The sequence below is a fragment of the Pseudonocardia sp. genome, from assembly GCF_025465255.1.
Lineage (GTDB): Bacteria > Actinomycetota > Actinomycetes > Mycobacteriales > Pseudonocardiaceae > Pseudonocardia.
This window is the reverse complement of record NZ_JAODNI010000092.1, coordinates 1-19,676: the sequence shown is the minus strand read 5'-3', so window position 1 is coordinate 19,676 and position 19,676 is coordinate 1. Positions and strand designations below refer to the sequence as shown.

Annotated in this window: 21 protein-coding genes; 11 read left to right on the top strand and 10 right to left on the bottom strand. The window is 73.0% G+C overall.

Features of this window, described 5'->3' with window-relative positions; genetic code table 11:
* Positions 1 to 42: 42 nt before the first annotated feature.
* Positions 43 to 192, top strand: a complete 150-nt coding sequence (locus JWP64_RS09965) for a hypothetical protein (RefSeq protein ID WP_297495022.1) — start codon at positions 43 to 45, stop codon at positions 190 to 192.
* A gap of 295 nt (positions 193 to 487) precedes the next feature.
* Here the strand turns inward: JWP64_RS09965 and JWP64_RS09960 are convergent, their stop codons facing one another.
* The 4 genes from JWP64_RS09960 to JWP64_RS09945 form a co-directional block, all read right to left on the bottom strand.
* Positions 488 to 1,393 (bottom strand): DUF559 domain-containing protein, encoded by a 906-nt coding sequence (locus JWP64_RS09960; RefSeq protein ID WP_297495019.1) that lies wholly within the window; start codon positions 1,391 to 1,393, stop codon positions 488 to 490.
* Between the two features lie 166 nt (positions 1,394 to 1,559).
* Positions 1,560 to 2,399, bottom strand: a complete 840-nt coding sequence (locus tag JWP64_RS31470) for an NUDIX domain-containing protein (RefSeq protein WP_366889688.1) — start codon at positions 2,397 to 2,399, stop codon at positions 1,560 to 1,562.
* 92 nt (positions 2,400 to 2,491) lie between these two features.
* Positions 2,492 to 3,826, bottom strand: coding sequence for a HAMP domain-containing sensor histidine kinase (locus JWP64_RS09950; protein ID WP_297495016.1), 1,335 nt, complete (start codon positions 3,824 to 3,826; stop codon positions 2,492 to 2,494).
* A 10-nt stretch (positions 3,827 to 3,836) separates the two neighbouring features.
* Positions 3,837 to 4,520, bottom strand: a complete 684-nt coding sequence (locus JWP64_RS09945; protein WP_297495013.1) for a response regulator transcription factor — start codon at positions 4,518 to 4,520, stop codon at positions 3,837 to 3,839.
* Between the two features lie 103 nt (positions 4,521 to 4,623).
* On the opposite strand from JWP64_RS09945, the gene JWP64_RS09940 reads away from it, so the two are divergent.
* The 4 genes from JWP64_RS09940 to JWP64_RS09925 are packed head-to-tail and all read left to right on the top strand — an operon-like array spanning position 4,624 to position 7,850.
* On the top strand, positions 4,624 to 5,694 hold the full coding sequence (locus JWP64_RS09940; RefSeq protein WP_297495012.1) for an outer membrane lipoprotein carrier protein LolA: 1,071 nt from the start codon (positions 4,624 to 4,626) through the stop codon (positions 5,692 to 5,694).
* A gap of 2 nt (positions 5,695 to 5,696) precedes the next feature.
* Positions 5,697 to 6,665, top strand: coding sequence for an ABC transporter ATP-binding protein (locus tag JWP64_RS09935; RefSeq protein ID WP_297495336.1), 969 nt, complete (start codon positions 5,697 to 5,699; stop codon positions 6,663 to 6,665).
* The gene (locus JWP64_RS09930; protein WP_297495009.1) at positions 6,662 to 7,516 is read left to right on the top strand and encodes an ABC transporter permease subunit; all 855 of its coding nucleotides are present in this window, start codon (positions 6,662 to 6,664) and stop codon (positions 7,514 to 7,516) included. The genes JWP64_RS09935 and JWP64_RS09930 overlap by 4 nt, the downstream gene beginning before the upstream one ends.
* 37 nt (positions 7,517 to 7,553) lie before the next feature.
* Entirely contained in the window at positions 7,554 to 7,850 is a 297-nt protein-coding gene (locus JWP64_RS09925; protein WP_297495007.1) for a 4a-hydroxytetrahydrobiopterin dehydratase, read from the top strand.
* Between the two features lie 7 nt (positions 7,851 to 7,857).
* On the opposite strand, the gene JWP64_RS09920 is transcribed toward JWP64_RS09925, so the two are convergent.
* Positions 7,858 to 8,646, bottom strand: coding sequence for a carbon-nitrogen hydrolase family protein (locus JWP64_RS09920; protein ID WP_297495004.1), 789 nt, complete (start codon positions 8,644 to 8,646; stop codon positions 7,858 to 7,860).
* A gap of 37 nt (positions 8,647 to 8,683) precedes the next feature.
* Here JWP64_RS09920 and JWP64_RS09915 point away from each other — a divergent pair, with 37 nt between their 5' ends.
* On the top strand, positions 8,684 to 9,334 hold the full coding sequence (locus tag JWP64_RS09915; RefSeq protein ID WP_297494999.1) for a GntR family transcriptional regulator: 651 nt from the start codon (positions 8,684 to 8,686) through the stop codon (positions 9,332 to 9,334).
* Here JWP64_RS09915 and JWP64_RS09910 read toward each other — a convergent pair.
* Positions 9,306 to 10,646: an MFS transporter gene (locus JWP64_RS09910; protein ID WP_297494996.1), complete on the bottom strand. Its 1,341-nt coding sequence runs from the start codon at positions 10,644 to 10,646 to the stop codon at positions 9,306 to 9,308. The two genes, JWP64_RS09915 and JWP64_RS09910, sit on opposite strands and share 29 nt — an antisense overlap.
* Positions 10,647 to 10,811: 165 nt before the next feature.
* Here JWP64_RS09910 and JWP64_RS09905 point away from each other — a divergent pair, with 165 nt between their 5' ends.
* The 4 genes from JWP64_RS09905 to JWP64_RS09890 all read left to right on the top strand — a co-directional run bounded on the left by JWP64_RS09905 (position 10,812) and on the right by JWP64_RS09890 (position 14,208).
* Positions 10,812 to 10,982, top strand: coding sequence for a hypothetical protein (locus JWP64_RS09905; protein ID WP_297494992.1), 171 nt, complete (start codon positions 10,812 to 10,814; stop codon positions 10,980 to 10,982).
* A gap of 436 nt (positions 10,983 to 11,418) precedes the next feature.
* A complete protein-coding gene (locus tag JWP64_RS09900; RefSeq protein ID WP_297494989.1) occupies positions 11,419 to 12,486 on the top strand; it encodes a 3-deoxy-7-phosphoheptulonate synthase in 1,068 nt (355 codons plus the stop codon).
* Positions 12,487 to 12,716: 230 nt separating this feature from the next.
* Entirely contained in the window at positions 12,717 to 13,772 is a 1,056-nt protein-coding gene (locus JWP64_RS09895) for a PDZ domain-containing protein (RefSeq protein ID WP_297494986.1), read from the top strand.
* Positions 13,773 to 13,803: 31 nt separating this feature from the next.
* Complete coding sequence (locus JWP64_RS09890) at positions 13,804 to 14,208, top strand: hypothetical protein (protein WP_297494983.1); 405 nt, start codon at positions 13,804 to 13,806, stop codon at positions 14,206 to 14,208.
* A gap of 34 nt (positions 14,209 to 14,242) precedes the next feature.
* Here JWP64_RS09890 and JWP64_RS09885 read toward each other — a convergent pair whose 3' ends face one another.
* From JWP64_RS09885 to JWP64_RS09870, 4 genes are all read right to left on the bottom strand, one after another.
* On the bottom strand, positions 14,243 to 15,526 hold the full coding sequence (locus JWP64_RS09885) for an ABC transporter substrate-binding protein (protein WP_297494979.1): 1,284 nt from the start codon (positions 15,524 to 15,526) through the stop codon (positions 14,243 to 14,245).
* Positions 15,523 to 16,866 (bottom strand): L-fucose:H+ symporter permease, encoded by a 1,344-nt coding sequence (gene fucP, locus JWP64_RS09880; RefSeq protein WP_297494976.1) that lies wholly within the window; start codon positions 16,864 to 16,866, stop codon positions 15,523 to 15,525. Before fucP ends, JWP64_RS09885 begins: the two co-directional genes overlap by 4 nt.
* A 548-nt stretch (positions 16,867 to 17,414) precedes the next feature.
* Positions 17,415 to 18,488 (bottom strand): redox-regulated ATPase YchF, encoded by a 1,074-nt coding sequence (gene ychF, locus JWP64_RS09875; RefSeq protein WP_297494973.1) that lies wholly within the window; start codon positions 18,486 to 18,488, stop codon positions 17,415 to 17,417.
* A 29-nt stretch (positions 18,489 to 18,517) separates the two neighbouring features.
* A complete protein-coding gene (locus tag JWP64_RS09870) occupies positions 18,518 to 19,156 on the bottom strand; it encodes a sigma-70 family RNA polymerase sigma factor (RefSeq protein ID WP_297494970.1) in 639 nt (212 codons plus the stop codon).
* Between the two features lie 216 nt (positions 19,157 to 19,372).
* Here JWP64_RS09870 and JWP64_RS09865 point away from each other — a divergent pair.
* Positions 19,373 to 19,676 (top strand): hypothetical protein (locus JWP64_RS09865; protein WP_297494967.1); only part of this gene is annotated, 304 nt, incomplete at its 3' end.

Genomic DNA, 19,676 nt, shown 5'->3' with positions numbered 1-19,676 from the left:
ACCCTGGACCCCCGCCGTAGGTCAGCCTAGGCTCCCCTCACGATGGGCAAGGTGAAGAAGAAGTGCTGCCGCTCGAAGCCGAAACGGTGCAAGAACTGCCCCGTGGTGGCGCTCCGGATGTCCAAGATCGACAAGCTGGATCTGCGGGGTAAGGAGCTCGCGCGCGCGATCAAGGCCGCCCGCGTCTACTGAGGCCCACGGGCCGTCCGGCCGGGGTGTTGTGCACTCCCGCATGCCCTCTGACCAGCGATTCCGCTTCACCGCTCGGTACGGGTACGCTGTCGCGCAACTGCTTTCCGATCATGGTCCGCGACGCCCTCCGGGGTGGCCCGCGCGGGCCGGGCGCTGCGGCGGAACGCCGTTTCGGCCCACTACACCCTGGTGGTCCGGAGCGCTCGTCATCGGGCGTGGATCATGCCTGGATGATGACCTACTTCACACAGTGATCCAGCGCTCTCTCGACCGATCCAGTGCCCGTTACGGGCTATCACGAGACCGTCCGGGCCCGTCGGCCGCGCCCGATCGCGTGCACGATCTCCGCCAGCACCGCCCGCGGCCGGCCGACGATGTCGTGCCAGGTGAACCGGAGCACCGTCCAGCCGCCTCGCGTCAGCACGCTGCGCCGCCACAGGTCCTGCTGCCGGCGGGCGTCGTCGACGTGGCCCGCCCACCCGTCGACCTCGAGGGCGAGCCGGTACTCCGGGAACGCGACGTCGACCAGGAACCCCGAGAACGGGAAGTGCGGCCGCCAGCCCGTGAGCCGGGCCTCGCGGAGCAGGTCCGCGAGCCGCCGCTCCGCCGCGGACGCCGAGTGATCCGCGGCCGCGGTGAGCAGCGCCCGCATGGTCGACGAGCCGTGCGTGCCGAGGTTGCGGTGGTAGGCCTCGCGGACCTCGGGGAACGTGGTCGAGACCTGCAGGGCCCGGTCCAGGAACGGCGGTCCGGCCGGCCCGAGCTCGACGGCGGCCTCCAGGACGGTGAGCGGAACCGCCGTCACGGAGACGCCGAGCCGGGAGGTCAGGTCGGCGGCCTCGAGCTCCCGCCGCCGGACGCCCACGCCCGGCCGCGCCCGCGGACACCGGGCTCGCGGAACCGTGACCTGCACGTTCTCCGGCAGCGCGGTGGCGATCCCGTGCCACCACGCCGCCGCGACCCCGGACAGGACGGCGTCGCCGCCCGCCCAGAGCACCGCGCTCCGGACCCGCACCTCGTCCGTGGGCCGGTGCGCGGAGTCCAGGTAGACCTGCGGGTGCAGCGGTTTCCAGCGGCGGCTCGCGAGCCTGCGGTCGATCGTGTCCGCCGAGAGCCCGGCGGCGCGCGCCTGCCGCCGGGTGATCACACCGGCCTGGCGGCGGAGGTGGACAGCGACGCTGAGGTGCGGGTTGACCGTCATGACCACCTTCGACGGACCGCGGCCCGTGCCGGTTCCGTCGGATCCGACGATCACCGGTTCGGCGCAGCGCGGCGCGGTGGGCGGTGCCCGGGGCTTCCGCTCCGGTGATCGTCGGAATCGACCCGGGTACGGCCACCGATGGCCGCGTCGGGGTCGCGTCCGGTGATCAGCGGTCCGCGAGCAGTCCCTGCAGGTCCGCGACGACCGCGCGGTCCGCCTCCACCCAGCCCAGCATGGCCAGCTCCCCCGCGCCCACCCAGCGGATCTCCAGGTGTTCGAGCGCCCGCGGTTCCGCGGAGCCCGGCGCGGGATCCGCGACGTACACCCGCACCAGCGCGCCGGGGACGGGCAGATCGGTGCCCAGCCGTTCCCGGGCGACCACGTCGGTCCCCAGCTCCTCGCGGCACTCCCGGGCCAGCGCGTCCGCCTCGCTCTCCCCCGGCTCGACGCGTCCGCCGGGCAGCTCCCAGCGCCCGGCCAGCTCCGGGGGATACGACCGGCGCGCGGCGAGCACCCGGTCGTCCCGGACCAGCGCGGTCGCGACGACGACTGAGCCGTCGGCGAGCGCCGCCGCGCGCTGGGTGAAGGCGACGGCCCGGACGTCGAGGATGTGCCTGATCAGCCTCCGGACGAGCACGACGTCGCTGAGGCGGCCGAGCAGGCCGAACGGGGACGTCCAGCCGATCTCGTCGGTCAGCCGGGTCCCGCCGCCCTCGTCGGTGAGCGTGGTGGTGTGGGTGAGCGCGCGGGCGAGGCCGCCGACCAGCACGGACGTCATCCCGTCGGGCGAGACCCGCAGGATGCGGGTCCGGAACGACAGCCGGACGCCGGGGAGGACGCGGCCGACGAGGACCGCCTCGTCCCCGGGTGCGAGCAGCCGGACGGACGACGAGAAGTCGTGCCCGGCCCTGGCGAGGGCCTCCCGCGCGGCCTCGGAGTCCCGGAGCATTCCGGCCACGAGGCGGCGCGGGGCGTCGACGAACGTCGTGGAGCGCAGGACGGGCATGCGCGTGATCGTGTCAAGCCGGGCGGGAGATCCCGACTCGCCGGTCCCACATCCCGACTCACGCGGTCTCTCGTCGCGACTCGCGGGGCGGGTCAGGTGGGGGTGGGCCAGCGGACCTCCAGGCGAGCGCCGCCCCAGGCGGACTCCCCCGCGACGACCTCGCCGCCGCGCCCGCCCACCAGCGCCTCGACCAGGGCGAGGCCCAGGCCCGCGTGGCCGCCGTCGGCTTCGGGTGCGAGGCGGGTGAAGCGGTCGAAGACCCGGCGGCGCTCCTCGGCCGGGATGCCCGGCCCGTCGTCGGACACGACGAGCCGGGTGCGCCGCCCCGCCGGCAGCACCTCGACCCGGACCAGCGTGCGGGCGTAGCGGCGGGCGTTGCCGATCAGGTTGTCCAGCACGAGCCCGATCTCCGCGGGGCTCGCGGCCACGGACGCCGCGGCGGGCGCGACCAGCTCGACCACCGGGCCGTCCTGCCCGGCGCGGGCCACGGCGAGCCGCGCCGCGCCGACCAGGTCCACCGGTTCGGCCGCGGGCCGCCGCCCGGCGTCCGCCCGGGCGAGCGCGAGCAGGTCCGAGAGCAGCCCGGACAGCCGCTGGGCCTCCCCCGCGACGTCCCGCAGCGTCTCCTCGGCCAGCGCCGGATCCGGGTGCATGACGGCGACCTCGGCCTGCGCGCGGATCGCCGCGACGGGTGAGCGCAGCTCGTGCGCGGCGTCCCCGGTGAAGCGCTCGAGCCGGGTCACGGCGTCGTCCCGGCGGGCGAGCAGCGAGTTCATCTCCTCGGCGAGGGACCGCAGCTCGTCCCGGGCGACGGGCAGGGGCAGCCGTTCCCCGGGCGGGAGCGCCGCGGCGGCGGAGCGCATCCGGTCCACGGGCCGCAGCGCGAACCGGGTGGCGACCCACGCCGTCGCCGCGACGATCGCGGCCACCAGCAACGCCGCGAGCAGGAAGCCGACGGCCGCGCGTGCCAGCAGGGTCGCCCCGCCGACGAGGTCCCCCGAGGCCAGGACCAGCTTCGTCGTGCCGTCCGGCATCACCACGGGCTCCGCGATCCAGCGCGTCGCGTCCCGGCCGCGGAACACCGACTCCGCCTCGCCGGCCGCGAGCCGGCGGACGTTCCGCGCCTGGAGCGGGAGCGGGCCGCGGCCGTCGACCGGGTTCCCGGCGACGTCCACGATCCGGATCGACGGCGCGATCCCCGGCGCGTTCACGGTCTCCCCGCTCGTCAACCGGCCGGCGACGATCTCCGCCTGACCCCGCAGCTCGACGTCCGCGGCGCCGAGGAGCGTGGTGTAGAGCAGCCCGACGCCGAGCCGGCTCAGGGCCAGCAGCGCGACCAGCGCGACGCCCCCCACCACGACGGTGATCCGGACCCGCAGCGAGCGCCGCCGCCACCAGGCCCGCAGCCGGACCGCGCGTCGACTCATCCGGGCCGTCTCACCCCGTGCCGACCAGATATCCGTGCCCGCGGACGGTGCGCAGCAGGTGTCCGGCCCCGACGGCGTCGAGCTTGCGCCTCAGGTACCCCACGTAGACCTCGACGACGTTCCGGCTGGCCGCCTGCTCGTCCCCCCAGACCAGCCGCAGCAGCTCGTCCTTCGCGACGGCGGTGTCCGGCCGGCTGGCGAGCGCGTGCAGCAGCTCGAACTCCCGCGGGGACAGCTCGATCGGCGTGGCCTCCCAGGTCACCGTGCGCGACGCCGGGTCGACGACCAGCGCGCCGAGGCGGACGCGCCGGCCGGTGCGGCCGAGCGTCGCGTCCCGGCGCCGCAGCATCGCCTTGAGCTGGGCGACGAGCACGACGAACGAGAACGGTTTGACGAGATAGCCGTCCGCGCCGAGGTCCAGCCCGTCCGCCTGGTCCACCTCGCCGTCCTTGGCGGAGAGCAGCAGGACGGGGGTGTCCACGCCGGCCGCGCGCAGCTGCTCCAGGACCCGGTAACCGGAGAGCCCGGGGATGATGATGTCCAGCACGACGGCGTCGAAACTGCCGGTCAGGGCCGCGCGCAGGGCGGACGGACCGTCCGCGAGCGCGACGACCTCCATGCCCTCGGCGCTGAGCCCGCGGGTCAGCGCCGTGCGCACCCCGGGCTCGTCGTCCACCACCAGCACTCGTGCCATCGGCCGAAACGTACCGGTCACCACCGGCGGGAACGGGTACGCCGGCTCAGAACACTCTCAGCGACTCAGAACACTCTCAGCCGTGATGCGTCAGGCTGAGCACATGACGGCAGGACGTGCGTGGTCACGGATCGGTGTGGGAGCGGCGCTCGCGGGTGCCGTCGGGCTCGGGCTGATCGCGGTCCCGGCGGGCGCCGGGGCCGCGCCGGAGCTTCCGCCGGTGTCCGCGCAGGACCTGGTGAGTTCGGTGCTGACGGCGAAGCCGGGGCCGTTCAACGGGACGGTGGCGCTGGACAACGCGCTCGGCCTCCCGTCGATCCCCGGTGCGCCGGCGCAGCTGGCGAACGGCACCAGCACCGCCCGGGTCTGGTCCGGTGACGACGGCAAGGGCCGGCTCTCGATCCCGTCGGGCTCCGACGAGAAGACGGTCGTCGCGGACGGGACCACGGTGTGGACCTACGACTCCGCGGACCGCACGGCCGCCAAGCACGCCGTCACCCCCGGGGAGCACGCCCCGGACCAGCGGTCCGCCACGGACCCGACGGCCGCGGCCGCGCAGGCGATCGAGACCCTGGGCAAGACCAGCACGATCACGGTCGACGGCACCGCCGAGGTCGCGGGCCGCCCCGCCTACGACCTGGTGCTCGCGCCCAACCCGACCGAGCGCACCCTGCTGCGCGAGGTCCGGATCGCCGTCGACGCCGAGAAGCGCGTCCCGACCCGGCTCACCGTGCTCGCGAACGGCTCGACGAACCCCGCGCTGGAGATCGGCTTCACGGACCTCACCTTCGGCCCGCAGGACGCCTCGCTGTTCACGTTCACCCCGCCGCCCGGCACGACCGTGACGGACGAGCCGGCCCCGGCGGACAAGCCCGAGGGCACGCCCGGCCAGAGCGGTCCGCCCGCCGGCACCACCGTCGTCGGCGACGGGTGGGACACCGTGGTCGTCGGTAAGGCACCCACAGCACCGCAGGGCCGGCCGACTCCCGGGGACCAGGGCCGCCCCGGCGGTGCCGCCCCGGACCTGTCCTCGCTCGGTACGCCGGTCAGCGGTAGCTGGGGCAGCGGGCGGCTGATCACCACCGCCGTCGCGAGCGCCATCGTCACCGACGACGGCCGGGTCGCCGGCGGCGCGGTGCCCGAGCAGGTCCTCACCGAGGCTCTCGCCAAGTGAGTCTGTCCACCCACGCCACCCCGGCCGCCGCCCCCACGGCGGCCGGGGTGGTCCCGTTGGCCGCGAAGGCCGTCGGGCTCCGCAAGGTGTACGGCCGCACCGTCGCCGTCGAGGGCATCGACCTCGAGGTCCCGACGGGGTCGGTGCTCGGCATGCTCGGCCCGAACGGCTCCGGCAAGACCACGCTGATCCGGATGCTGCTCGGCCTCACCCGGCCCAGCGCGGGCACCGCCGAGCTGCTCGGCGCGGCCGTGCCCAAGGACGTCGCGAGCGCGCTGCCGCACGTCGGCGCGCTCGTCGAGGGCCCGGGTTTCCACCCCTTCCTGTCCGGCCGGGAGAACCTGCGCAGGGTCGCGGCTGCCGAGCCGCTGCTCACGAGCGCGGAGATCCCCGGCGCCGTCGGTACCGCGCTGGAACGGGTGGGCCTCACGCACGCCGCGGACCGCCGCTTCCGCGGCTACTCCCTCGGCATGAAGCAGCGTCTCGGCCTGGCCGGGGCGCTGCTGGTCCCACGGAAGCTCGTGGTGCTCGACGAGCCGACGAACGGACTCGACCCCGCGGGCACCCGGGACGTCCGGCGGATCATCGGCGAGCTGCACGCGGGAGGCGCCACCGTCATCGTCTCCTCGCACCTGCTCGCCGAGGTGGAGGCGACGTGCACGCACGTCGCCGTCCTGCAGTCCGGGTCGCTCGTCGCGGCCGGCGAGCTGGGGAGCCTGCTCGACGCCGGGACCGGCGGCCTCGTCGTCGCGACCCCTGATGTCGACCTTGCGCTGACGACCCTGCGCGACGTCGGCGCGACCGCCTTCCGGGACGCGGGCGACGAGCCCGCCGTCGTGGTGAGCGACGGGCCGGAGGCACCGGAGATCGTCGCGCTGCTGGTCCGGGCCGGGGTCGCCGTGCACGAGGCGCGGCGCCGCCGGCCGCGACTGGAGGAGCTGTTCGCGCAGCTCACGGAGGGAAGTTCATGAGCACGTCGCTGGTGGAACGGGACACGGCGCAGCCGACCCGGACCACCGCCCCGCTCGACCGGCTCCTCGCCGCCGAGGTCCGCTGGGTGCTCCGGCGCCCGCGGACGCTCGTCATGCTCGGCCTGTTCGCGCTGATCCCGGTCCTGATCGCGATCGGCATCGTGGTCGCGGACCGGCAGGCGGGCGGCGGGCTGATCGGCGCCGTCGCCGGCAACGGCCTGGTCCTCCCGATCGCGGCGCTCACCCTGTCGCTGACGTTGCTGCTGCCGCTCGCCGTCGCGATGGCCGCGGCGGACGCGATCGCGGGCGAGGCCTCGCACGGCACGTTGCGCGGGCTGCTCCTCGCGCCCGTCGGCCGGCTCCGGCTGGTCGGGGTGAAGGCGTTCGGCGTGCTCGTCGTCGCGACGCTGGCGGTGCTGGTGATCGCGGTCGTCGGGGTGCTCGCCGGATCGCTGATCGTCGGCGGCTCCGGTCAGGTCGTCACGCTGTCCGGCACGACGCTCGGCACGGGCGAGGCGCTCGGCCGGGTCGCGCTCGTCGCGGTCTGGGTGATCGGGCAGCTGGCGGCGGTCGGCGCAATCGCGCTGGCGCTCTCGTCGCTCACCGAGCACCCGCTGGTGGTGCTGGCATCGGTGCTCGGCGGGCTCATCGTGTTCGGGGTGCTCGGCGCGATCCCCGCCCTGGACTGGCTCCAGCCCTGGCTGCTGACCTCGGGCTGGGGTGCCTCGGCCGACGCCCTGCGGGATCCGCTGCCGCTGGGCGGGCTGGGCGAGTCCACGCTGCGCGCGCTCTGCTACCTCGCGATCGGGCTGGGGTTCACGGCCGTCAGGATGCAGCGCCGGGACGCGTGAGCCTGCCGGGATCGGCCGGGCGCGCCATCATGACCGCATGGCCCAACTCCTGGACGACGACGCCGTCACCGCCGCCCTGGCCCGGCTCCCCGGCTGGGAGCGGGACGGCGACTCGATCGTGCGCACCGTGAAGCTCCCGTCCTTCCCGGAGGCGATCGCGGTCGTCGACCGGGTCGCGGAGGACGCCGAGTCCCGGGACCACCACCCGGACATCGACGTCCGCTGGCGCACCCTGACCTTCCGGCTGTCCACCCACTCCGAGGGTGGGCTGACGGCGAAGGACACGGACCTCGCGGGCGTGATCTCGCAGCACGTCGCGGCCGCCGGCGGCTGAGTCGGGCTCAGAACTTCCGGTTGGCCAGCACGGGCACGGACTTCCGCGCCGCGTCGACCGCTCCCGGGTCGATGTCGACGACCAGCAGCCCCGGCTCCGCGTCCAGCTGCGCGACGATCGATCCGAACGGCCCGGCGACCGCGCTCGCCCCGATCCCGGTCGGCGCCCGGCCCGCCTCGCGGCCCACCGTCGTCGGGTCCGCCTGGTCGCAGGCCGCGACGAACGTCGTCGAGTCCAGCGCGCGGGCCCGCACCAGCAGGTCCCACTGCGCGCGCTTGCCCGGTCCCGCGCCCCACGACGCAGGCGCGACGACCAGCGTGGCACCCCGGTCCGCGAGGGTCTGGTAGAGCCCGGGGAACCGCAGGTCGTAGCACGTGGACAGGCCGACCGTGAGCCCGTCGACCTCGATCGTGACCGGGTCAGTGCCCGGGGCGACCGTGTCCGACTCGGCGAACCCGAACGCGTCGAAGAGGTGGATCTTGTCGTATGCCGCCTCGACGCCGCCGCCCGTCGCGAGCAGCGTGTTGCGCACCCGCCCGTCGGGGCTCGGGGTGAACATCCCGGCGACGACGGTGACTCCCGCGTCCTCGGCGATCGCGCGGACGTCCGTGGCCCACGGCCCGTCGAGGGGCTCGGCGACCGGCCCGAGCTTCACCCCGAAGCAGCACATCGTGGCCTCGGGGAACACGACCAGGCGGGCGCCCTGCTCGGCGGCCGCGCGGACCTGGTCCGTCACGAGGCCGAGGTTCGCCTCCGGTTCCGAGGTGGAGACGATCTGGGCGAGCGCGATGCGCACGGGGGTCCTCCTGTCGGTGGTGCTGTATATCTTCTGTATGCCGGTCAGGGAGTCAGGACGCGACAAGGCCGTCCGCTACCTGCGCGAGACCGTGCTCGCCGACCCCGCGGTCCAGGGCACGTTCCTCAACGAGGTCGAGCTGGCGAAGCGGATCGGCGTGTCCCGGACCCCGGTGCGCGAGGCCCTGCTCCTGCTGGTCTCGGACGGGCTGGTCGAGATGATGCCCGGCCGCGGCGCGTACGTCCCGCCGCTGACCGGCCGGCAGATCCGTGAGCTCATGGAACTGCGCGGCATCCTCGAACGGCATGCCGCCACCCGCACCCTCACCGGCGGCACGGTACCGCTCCCGGCGCTCCGCGCCGCCCTGGCCGAGCAGGAGAAGCTGGTGCGGGACGGCCCGGACGACCTGGCGACGGCGACCGCGTTCATCGATCGGGACATGGCCTTCCACCAGTCCCTCGTCGACGCCGTCGGCAACGCCACGATCGCGCGCACCTACGCCGGCCTGCGGGTCCGGCAACGGCGCGTCGGGGTCGCGGCGCTCTACCGCGCCGCGAACCGGCAGCGCTCGGTGTGCACCGAGCACGGCCGGATCGTCGACGCGCTCGCCGCCGGCGACGAGGCGGCCGCCCACGCCGCGATCGACGAGCACCTGGAGCTCACACTGCGGGTTCTGCTCGAGGCGTGACGGAGCCGCGCGCGAGGTAGGCCTCGTCCTCGGCCCGGTCCGGGTCCCGGCCCAGCACCAGCCCGCCGATCGAGACCACGCACGCGACCGCCACGTACAGCGCCACCGGGACCCAGCTGCCGAACTTCCCGTTCAGGGCGGTGAACGCCAGCGGCGCGACCGCGCCGCCGAGGATGCCGGCGATCGTGTAGGCCAGCGAGCTGCCCGTGTAGCGCAGCCGCGGCGAGAACTGCTCGATGATGAACGCGGCCTGCGGCCCGTACATCAGGGAGTGGAACATCAGCCCGACGACGACGCCGAGGATCAGCATCCCCGTCGAGCCACCGCTGATCATCGGGAAGAACACGAACGGCCACACCGCGGCGCCGATCGTCGCGAGGCCGTAGACGAGGCGCCGGTTGATCCGGTCGGTCAGTGCGCCGGCGGCCGGGATTCCCACGAGCTGCAACGCCGCGCCGGTGAGCGTCGCGGTGAGCACCTGGCTCCGGGTGAACCCGTGGGTGGTGCCGTAGCTCAGCACGAACACGGTGAACAGCGCGTAGGAGACGTCCGGGCCGATCCGACTGAGCACCCCCGCGACCAGGCCGCGCCGCTCGGTCCGGAAGACCTCCTTGATCGGCGCATCCGGGCGGTCGCCGTGCTCCTGGATCGCCCGGAAGACCGGGGTGTCCTCGAGCTTGAGCCGGATCCACAGCCCGAACGCGACCAGCAGCCCGGACAGCAGGAACGCGACGCGCCAGCCCCAGGAGGCGAACGCCTGGTCGCTCAGCGTCGCGGTGAGGACGGCCAGCACGCCGTTGGACATCAGGTTGCCCGCGGGCGGGCCGATCTGTGCCGCGGACGACCAGAACCCGCGCTTCGCCGGATCCCCGAACTCGCTGGAGAGCAGCACCGCGCCGCCCCACTCGCCGCCGACGCCGACGCCCTGTGCGAACCGCAGCAGCACCAGGATGATCGGCGCGGCGACGCCGATCGTCGCGTAGGTGGGCAGCAGGCCGATCAGGAACGTGGCGCCGCCGATCAGCATCAGGGTCAGGACGAGGACCTGCTTGCGCCCGATGACGTCTCCGAGGCGGCCGAACACGAACCCGCCCAGGGGCCGCGACACGTAGCCGACGGCGTAGGTCGAGAACGCGAGCAACGTGCCGGTGAGCGGGTCGGAACCCGGGAAGAACAGCTGAGGGAAGACCAGCGCGGCGGCGGCGGAGTAGACGGCGAAGTCGTACCACTCGAGGGACGTGCCGGACAGGCTCGCCACGAACGCCTTGACGAGCGAGCGCCGGTCCGGCGTGGCGGCTGCGGGGGTGGACATGAGGCTCCTGACGTGGGCGGTCTGGTCTGGCTGGCGTACATACTCCCTGTATACAATTCGCATGCGCAACCGTCACCGCGGCTCCGAAACACGTTCGGAACATCCACTCGACACCGCTGCCCCGGTCGGTGCGCTACCTGTACCCGTCACCAGGAGAGGTCACACATGACCCGGCTCGACTTCGGCCTGCCGGACGGCACCACCCGCTCCGTCACCGTGCCCCGCCTGCTCGACGCCGGGTACGCGGGACGAGCCCAGGAGGCTCGAGGACCCGGCCACCGGCGACACGCCGGTCTCGGCTACGTCGTGGACCGGATGCCCGACCCCATCGGCTGAGGCACGCCTTCTCCACAGCTCTGATGAATTCTCGGCCGATTCCCTGACACCCCGGGCACCGCCGACGGGACCACCGGGGGGATCGAATCTCTCCCACCTGCCGCCCGGTGCGATGCACCAGACGATCCAGCTGGACTGGTTCCCGTCCGGCACGACGGCAACCACCCCGTCGTCATGAACGTCGCCTGGGTCCGCCAGTACGCCGTCTGAGCGCCCGGACGCGGGTGCGCCCGGGATCGCCTGGCGCGCCCGCGAACCGCTTCGCTACAGTCGTCGACGTGGCTCAGCGATACTGGTTTAGCGAGTCGGCCCGGGATGGGTCGGCACGCACTCTGCTGCGCTGACCTCCATCCCCTCGAGCCGGAACCCCCACGGGCCGGCTCGGCGGGACTCTCGCGAGGCCTCCGGACGGCCCCACGAAAGGACGCCGTCCGTCATGTCCCCCCTGCATACCGCCCCCGCGCTGGACGACCACCGCACCGCGCGGATCAGCCCCCTGCTCTCCCCGGCGCTGCTGCGCGACGAGCTGCCCGCCGGTGAGCGCGTCGGCGAGGTGGTCACGCGCGGCCGTGCCGACGTCGTCGACATCCTCGACGGGCGGGACGACCGGCTGCTCGTCGTCGTCGGCCCGTGTTCGATCCACGACCCCGAGGCCGCCCTCGGCTACGCCCGCCGGCTCGCCGCGCACGCCGAGCGCGTCTCGGGCGACCTGTGCATCGTCATGCGCGCGTACTTCGAGAAGCCGCGCTCGACCGTCGGTTGGAAGGGCCTGATCAACGACCCCGGGCTCGACGGCAGCTTCGACGTCAACCGTGGCCTGCGCACCGCCCGCCGGCTCCTGCTCGAGATCAACGAGCTCGGCCTACCGGTCGGCTGCGAGTTCCTCGACCCGATCACCCCGCAGTTCATCGCGGACACCGTGACCTGGGGTTCCATCGGTGCGCGCACCGCCGCGTCGCAGGTGCACCGGCAGCTGTGCAGTGGTCTCTCGATGCCCGTCGGGATCAAGAACGGCACCGACGGCGACGTTCAGGTCGCCGTCGACGGCATCGGCGCGGCCGCCGCGCCGCACGTCTTCATGGGCATCAACGCCGACGGCCTCGCCGCCCTCGTCCGCACCACCGGCAACCCGGACGCGCACCTCATCCTGCGCGGCGGCTCGACCGGGCCCAACTACTCCGCGCCCGACGTCGCGTCGTCGCGGGCGCGGCTGGCGAAGGCCGGGCTGCCGGAGCGGGTCGTCGTCGACGCGAGCCACGGCAACAGCGGCAAGGACCACGTCCGCCAGGCCGCGGTCGTCGGCGAGATCGCGGGCCGGATCGCGGGCGGCGACCACGGGGTCACCGGGCTGATGATGGAGAGCTTCCTCGCGGCGGGACGCCAGGAGCTCGGTCCGGCGCTGACCTACGGGCAGTCGGTCACCGACGCCTGCATGGACTGGGACACCACGGCGGGCCTGCTCGACGAGCTCGCGGGGGCGGTCCGGGCGCGCCGTTCGGCCTGATCGAGCCGCGTCCGCTCGAGGGGATCGTGAGAGGAACGTGAGTGCTGTCCTCGACGGTGTCGGCAGCACTCACGTTCGTCTCACACATGCTCTCACCACCCCCTCACCGACGGAGCAGTACTGTCGAGGCTGTTCCACGACCTCTTCGGCGCCGTCCGGCCGCCGCGCACCAGGGAGTCCTCGTTGTCGCAAGGCCGGTTACCGGCGCCCGTCCCCCCGGTCGAGCCGTCGTGAGCGACACGTTCACGGACCCCCGTCCGCCACGGGTGGACCGGCGCACGGCGACGTTCCTCTCCAGCTGCGTGCTCGTGCTGCTCGTGTGCCTGATCGGGGCGACGGTCCCGACGCCCTGGGTCGCGATCGGGCCGGGCCCGGCGCCGAACGTCCTCGGCGAGTCGGAGGGCAAGCCCGTCATCACGACGAACCTGCCGACCTACCCGACGTCCGGGCACCTGAACATGACCACCGTCCAGATCTCGGACGGGCTGACCCTGTTCCGGGCGCTGCAGCTGTGGGCCGACCCGGAGCGCCAGGTCGTCCCGCGGGCGTCGCTGTTCCCGCCGGACGAGACACAGGAGCAGATCAACCGGAAGAACGACCAGGACTTCACGGACTCCCAGTCCAACGCCGCCGCCGCCGCGCTGACCTACCTGAAGATGCCGACCCGGGTGTTCGTCGGCCCGCAGCCCGCGGGGTTGCCCCCCAACGGCGTCCTCGAGACCGGGGACCAGATCCTCGCCGTCGGCGGGCAGCCCGTCGACTCGGTCGAGGGCGTCCGCGCCGCCCTCGCCGGGACGACGCCGGGGCAGCAGGTCCCGGTGCGGATCCTGCGCGGCGACGCGATCCCCACGGACGTCACGGTCACGCTCACCCAGCTCGGCGACTCGCCGCAGGGCGCGCTCGGCATCGGGCCCGTGGCCAAGCCCGAGACCGACGACGAGATCAGCATCTCGCTGAGCGGCATCGGGGGTCCGTCGGCCGGGTTGATGTTCGCCCTGGCCGTCGTGGACAAGCTGACGCCCGGCGAGCTCACCGGCGGCCACAACATCGCCGGCACCGGGGAGATCACCTCCGAGGGCACGGTGGGCCCGATCGGCGGGATCGGCCTGAAGCTGATCGGTGCGCAGCGCGCGGGGGCGACGGTGTTCCTGGTACCCGGGCAGAACTGCGAGGAGGCCCGCGCAGACGCTCCGGCCGGGTTGCAGCTGGTGCGGGTGGACACGCTCACGGACGCGGTCCAGGACCTCGACATGCTGCGGGCGGGGCAGACGCCGTCGACCTGCTGACACGCCGCACCGGGAGTGCCGGTCCCCTCCGATGACCCGGCCGTCGGTGTACGAGGCTGCGGGCGGGGCCGACGCCTTCCTCGCCCTGGCCACCGCGAACCACGAACGCTGCCTGCAGGACCCCGTCCTCAGCCACCCGTTCTCCCACGGCGGCCACCCGGACCACGCGGTCCGGCTCGGCGGCTACGGAGCCGAGGTGTTCGGCGGCCCGCCGGGCTATTCGACGTCCTGCGGCGGCCATCCGCACATGCTGCGCATCCACGCGGAAGCGAGCCGGAGGAGAGCATGGGTCCGCGGTTCGTGGAGTGCTTCGTCGGGGCTGCGGACGACGCGGGCCTGCCCGCCGATCCCGAGCTCCGACGGGTGTTGCGCACGTACATGGAGTGGGCGGTGTCCGGGGTGCTGGACTACGCCCCGCAGGGGCCTCGTCCGCTGAAGGCCCCGTGTCGTCGGTCGCGACTCCACCCCTACTACTTGGCCGGGGCCTCGCGCCGCACGGCGTCGGTGAGCGTCGCGCGGAACGCCTTGACGTCACGGCTGCGGACGTAGGTCCCGACGGCGTCGTAGAAGCCTTGCTGGACCTTCGGGTTCAGTGCCTCGCCATGCACGATCGACCACAGCACGACGTCGCTGCGCAGCGCCTCCGCCGCAGAGCGCTGGTAGGGCGACAGCGACGAGACGTCCACGTCGGTCCGGATCGGCACCGAGCCCTTGGCCTTGCTGAAGGCGAGCTGGGTGTCCGGCGACCCGATGACGGCGAGGAAGTCGGATGCGTTGCGCGCGTTCCCGGACCGGGCCGCTCGGACGAACGTGTCGACGACGGCGACGTAATTTCCGTCGGTACCGGGATAGGGCACCTCGCCGAAGGTCTGGCCGTCGACCGCCCCGGCCTTGACCAGCTCCCCGAAGGCCGAGTCGTTGAGCGTCTCGAAGGCGCACCCGCCGTCCGCGAGCTTCTTGGTGGCCGCGTCCCACGACAGCGCCGCCGCCTGGGGGTCGGCGTAGTCCAGGATCTGCCCGAACCGGCCCAGCGCCTCGTCCACCGAGGCGGAGTTCCAGTCGAACCGATCCGCGCCGATCTGCCCCCAGCCGTCGGCGCCGACCACGCTCAACAAGGTGTTCTCGAACAGTGCGGGGGTGGTGAACGCGTCCTTGGCCCCGAGGCACAGAGGTGTGACACCGGCTGCCTTCAGCTTGGCCAGGTCGGCGAGGAAGGCCGCGGGTTGGTAGCCGGCCCCCGGCACGGCCACGCCGGCCTTGGCCAGCAGGGCGGTGTTGAAGAACAGCATGTTGCCCCGATGGGAGCTGGTGGGCACCCCGTACTGCTTGCCGTCGACGGTGAGCCCGTCGCGGATGACCGGCGGCAGGGCCGCCGCCAGCCCGCCCTGGCCGTAGAGGTCGCTGACGTCGGCGACCTGGCCCTGGTCGACGTAGGCCCGTAGCGATGCGGCGGGGAAGGTCTGCCAGACGTCGGGCGGGTCCCCGGACAGCAGGCGCTGGGCGAGCACGACCTGTGCGTTGCCGCCGCCGCCCCCGACGACAGCGCTGTTGGTCACCGTCACCCCGGGGTGCGCCGCCCGGTAGGCGTCGAACAGCACGGTGAGGGCCTGCTGCTCGGACCCCGACGTCCACCAGGAGACCACCTCGAGGTTCTTGGTGGGGTCCTGGCTCGATCCCTGGTCGGACGCACAGGCGGCCGCCACGCACGCGACCGCCAGCCCGAGCGCGGCGACGCGGAGCCCGCGGAGTCTCATGCCACATCCGCCTTGCTGGTCGCGACCGCGGGCTGCTCCGGGGCCCGGAGGTCGTAGAACGCGAACGCCGCGACCACCGCGAAGCACACGGCCGGAACGATGAAGGAGACTGCCGCGCTGGTGGCGTCCAGCGTCGCGCCCTGGATCAGCGGCATGATCGCGCCGCCGACGATGGCCATCACCAGTCCTGCCGCCCCGAGCTTGGTGGCCGGGCCCAGTCCGTGCAGGGCGACCCCGTAGATGGTGGGGAACATGAGCGACAGGCAGAACGAGACCCCGACCAGCGCGATGACCCCGGTGATGTTGGGGAAGGCCATGGCGTAGACGCACAGCAGCACGGCGAGGACGGCGAGGACGGCGAGCACCTTTGTCGCGCGGATCTTCCCGATGACCCAGGTCATGAGGAACCGGGACAGCAGGAAGACGATCAGGCTGACCTGCAGCAGGTAGGCACCGAGCTCGAGACTGCCATTGATGGCCTGCTGGACGTACTGCAGGAGGAAGGTCCACGTGCACACCTGCGCGGCCACGTTGAAGAACTGGGCCACCACACCGAAGCGGTACCGCTTGTTGTTCCACAGAATCCGGAGAAGCGCACCCGTGCTGGTGTCGCCGACGTCGGGGAACTCCTCGACGATCTTCGGTGCCTTCTGGGTGGCGATCACGACCCAGATGGCCAGGAGCAGCAGCCCGAGCCCGAGGTAGGGCCCCATCACGGCGGCGAGTTGTCCTGCCCGGATGACCTGGACCTGCTGCGGCGTGGCCGAGGTCAGGTCCACCGGGGACTCCAGCTTCGGCAGGATCAGGGTCGCGGCGACCAACACGCCGATGTTGGTGCCCAGCGGGTTGAACGCCTGCGCGAAGTTCAGCCGCCGGGTCGCCGTCTCCTCCGGCCCCAGGGCCAGCACGTACGGGTTGGCCGAGGTCTCCAGGATCGAGCATCCGGCAGCCAGCGCGAACAGCGCGACCAGGAACGCCTCGTAGGTGAGGATCTTGCTCGCGGGATAGAACAGGAACGCCCCGGCGGCGGCCAGGCCCAGGCCGGTCAGCAGCCCGACCTTGTAGCCGAACCGTTCATTGATCAATGCCGCCGGTATCGCGAGGAGGAAGTAGGCACCGAAGTACGCCAGTTGGACCAGGCTGGCCTGGAACGTACTCATCTCGAAGATGTGCTTGAAGCCGGCGACCATCGGCGTGGTCAGGTCGGCCGCGATCCCCCAGGCCGTGAAGCAGCCGATGATGACGGCGAAGAGCAGCCCCATCTTCGGATAGACCAGGCGCTGTTTCGTCGGCGCCGCGCGCTCGGCGGTGGTGTCGTGGTTCGAGACTGCTTCCGCCATGACGGACACGTCCCTATCTGGAGGCAACGCCTTCGTGAGCACGAGAATTCTGTCGCGAGGATCCACGGCAGGGCACCGCCGGAAGACGGTACGACCCCTCGGAAGCCGGGGCAACGGGTCCAGGCTGTCGCGCGCCCGGAGGATATCGGCGGGGAGCTACCTTGCCGACGTCTGCATGTGCGCCGAAGGCGGACTCGGGGCCACACCCCACTACGCGAGGCCCGTGCGACCCGGTCAGGAGGCGATCGACATGGTGTGTGCGGATCGACGTGATGGACTGGCGTGCTCCGCTCGCGTCCCGGAGCCTCCGCGGGTTCGACCGCGAGCGGATCCACCACGACGCGCGCTGAGGCCGCATGGAACGTTCCGACACGCCGGGCCACCCGGACACGACCGCCCGGGCCTGCTCACCGGGTTCCACGCACGACCGTCGATGCCGACGTCACATACGCCCTTGACGTCGCTCGGCGGTAGCGTCGCCGCCCTGTTCCACGCCGGATCGACAATCACCTCGCGACGTCGCCGTAAGCCGGCCGGAACCGTGTCAGCTAGACGTTGAAACGGAACTCCACCACGTCCCCGTCCGCCATCACATAGTCCTTGCCCTCCATGCGCACCTTGCCCGCGGCCTTCGCGGCGCTCATCGAGCCCGCCTCCATCAGGTCGTCGTAGGAGACGATCTCCGCCTTGATGAAGCCCCGCTCGAAGTCCGTGTGGATCACGCCCGCGGCCTGCGGGGCGGTGTCGCCCTTGTGGATCGTCCAGGCCCGGGACTCCTTGGGGCCCGCGGTGAGGTAGGTCTGCAGGCCGAGCGTGTGGAAGCCCGCGCGGGCCAGAGAGTAGAGGCCCGGCTCCGGCTGGCCGATGGACTCCAGGAGCTCGCGGGCGGACCCCTCGTCCAGCTCCAGCAGCTCGGACTCGACCTTGGCGTCCAGGAACACCGCGTCCGCCGGGGCGACCAGGTCCGAGAGCTCCTTGCGCTTGGCCTCGTCGGTCAGGACGCCCTCGTCGGCGTTGAAGACGTAGAGGAACGGCTTGGTGGTGAGCAGGGTCAGCTCGCGCAGCGGCTCGCGGTCCACGCCCGCCTGGAACAGGGTGCGCCCGCCGTTGAGGATCTCGACGGCCTGCTCGGCGGCCTCGAGGACCACCCGCCGGTCCTTCTGCATCCGGGCTTCCTTGGTCAGCCGCGGGACGGCCTTCTCCAGGGTCTGCAGGTCCGCGAGGATCAGCTCGGTGGCGATGGTCTCGATGTCGCTCGCGGCGTCGATGCGCCCGTCGACGTGCACGACGTCCGGGTCGTCGAACACGCGCACGACCTGGCAGATCGCGTCCGACTCGCGGATGTTCGCGAGGAACTTGTTGCCCAGCCCCGCGCCCTCGGAGGCACCCTTCACGATCCCGGCGATGTCGACGAACGACACCGTCGCGGGCACGACCTTGGCCGAGGAGAACATCTCGGCCAGCCTGTCGAGCCGCGAGTCCGGCAGCGGGACCACCCCGACGTTCGGCTCGATCGTCGCGAACGGGTAGTTGGCGGCGAGCACGTCGTTGCGGGTCAGGGCGTTGAACAGGGTCGACTTGCCGACGTTGGGCAGGCCGACGATGCCGAGGGTGAGGGACACGGTCGTCCAGGGTAGTCGCGCCGCGAGGCTCAGGCCGCGGAGCCCTCGGACAGCCGCTCCCCCGGCACCGGGCGGTTCTCCAGGTAGCGGCGCAGCGCCACCAGCGCACGGTGCTGGGTGACCCGGACGGAGCCGGGCGTGGAGCCCAGGATCTCGGCCGTCTCCACCGCGGACAGGCCCACGACCAGCCGCAGCCGCAGCACCTCACGGTGCCGCTCGGGCAGCCGACCCATCAGCTTCACGATCATCGCGGTGTGCTCGGCCCGGATGGCCAGCTCGTCCGGCCCGTCGACGCTCGCGGCGGTCTCCGGGACGTCGTCGACCAGGTCGATGCGGGAGATGCGGCCGCGCCGGACGGTGTCGACGATCTTGTTGCGGGAGATGCGGAACGCGAAGGCCAGGAAGGGGCTGCCGGCGTCGTGGTCGAAGGTCGGCAGCGCCCGCAGGACGCCGATCAGCGTGTCCTGGGCGATGTCCTCGGCCGTGCTCGCGTCCACGGCGTTGCGCAGCCGGCTGCGGCAGTAGCGCAGCAGCGGCGGGCGGAGCTCGGTCATGAGGTCGTCGCACGCCTGCCGGTCGCCGGTCGAGGCGGCACGAGCGAACCGGCCGATGCGGGCGGTGAGCTCGTCCCGGTCGGCGAGCTGCGGCAACGGGGCTGCGGGGCGCATGTCGTCCTCTCCTCGGGCCCGGTGGGCCCTTCCTTCTTCCAGGAGAAGCCTGCTCCCTCCGTGAGTACGTCGAGAGCCTGCGAACTTGCGAAGTGATCGGCGTGCTGGCGCGACCCCGGGGTGGTATCGGCCTCCCCACCGATTCGGCCGTTCGGGTTAGAGAATCGCTCAGGAACGGGTAGGAGGTCCTCACGACCGAGGAACGGGAGACACGGGATGCGGATCGGAACGGTACGGATCCTCGCGGCGTGCAGCGTCGTGAGCGTGGCGGGAACGGCGTCGGCCACCGGCATCGCGCTGACGGACGCGCCGGGGCTCGCGCCGGTCGCGCCGCCCACGTTCGACCTCGCGCCCCCGGCCCCGGCGGTCCGGGCGCCCGCCGCCCTGGTGCTCGACGCCCCGGTCACCGGGATGCAGATCGCGTCGTTGGGCATGGCACCCGCCGCGGAGCAGACCGGCCGCGTCCAGGCCGCCCGCGCCGCGGCGCGGGAACGCCGGGCGCGGGAGCGGGCCGCCGCGG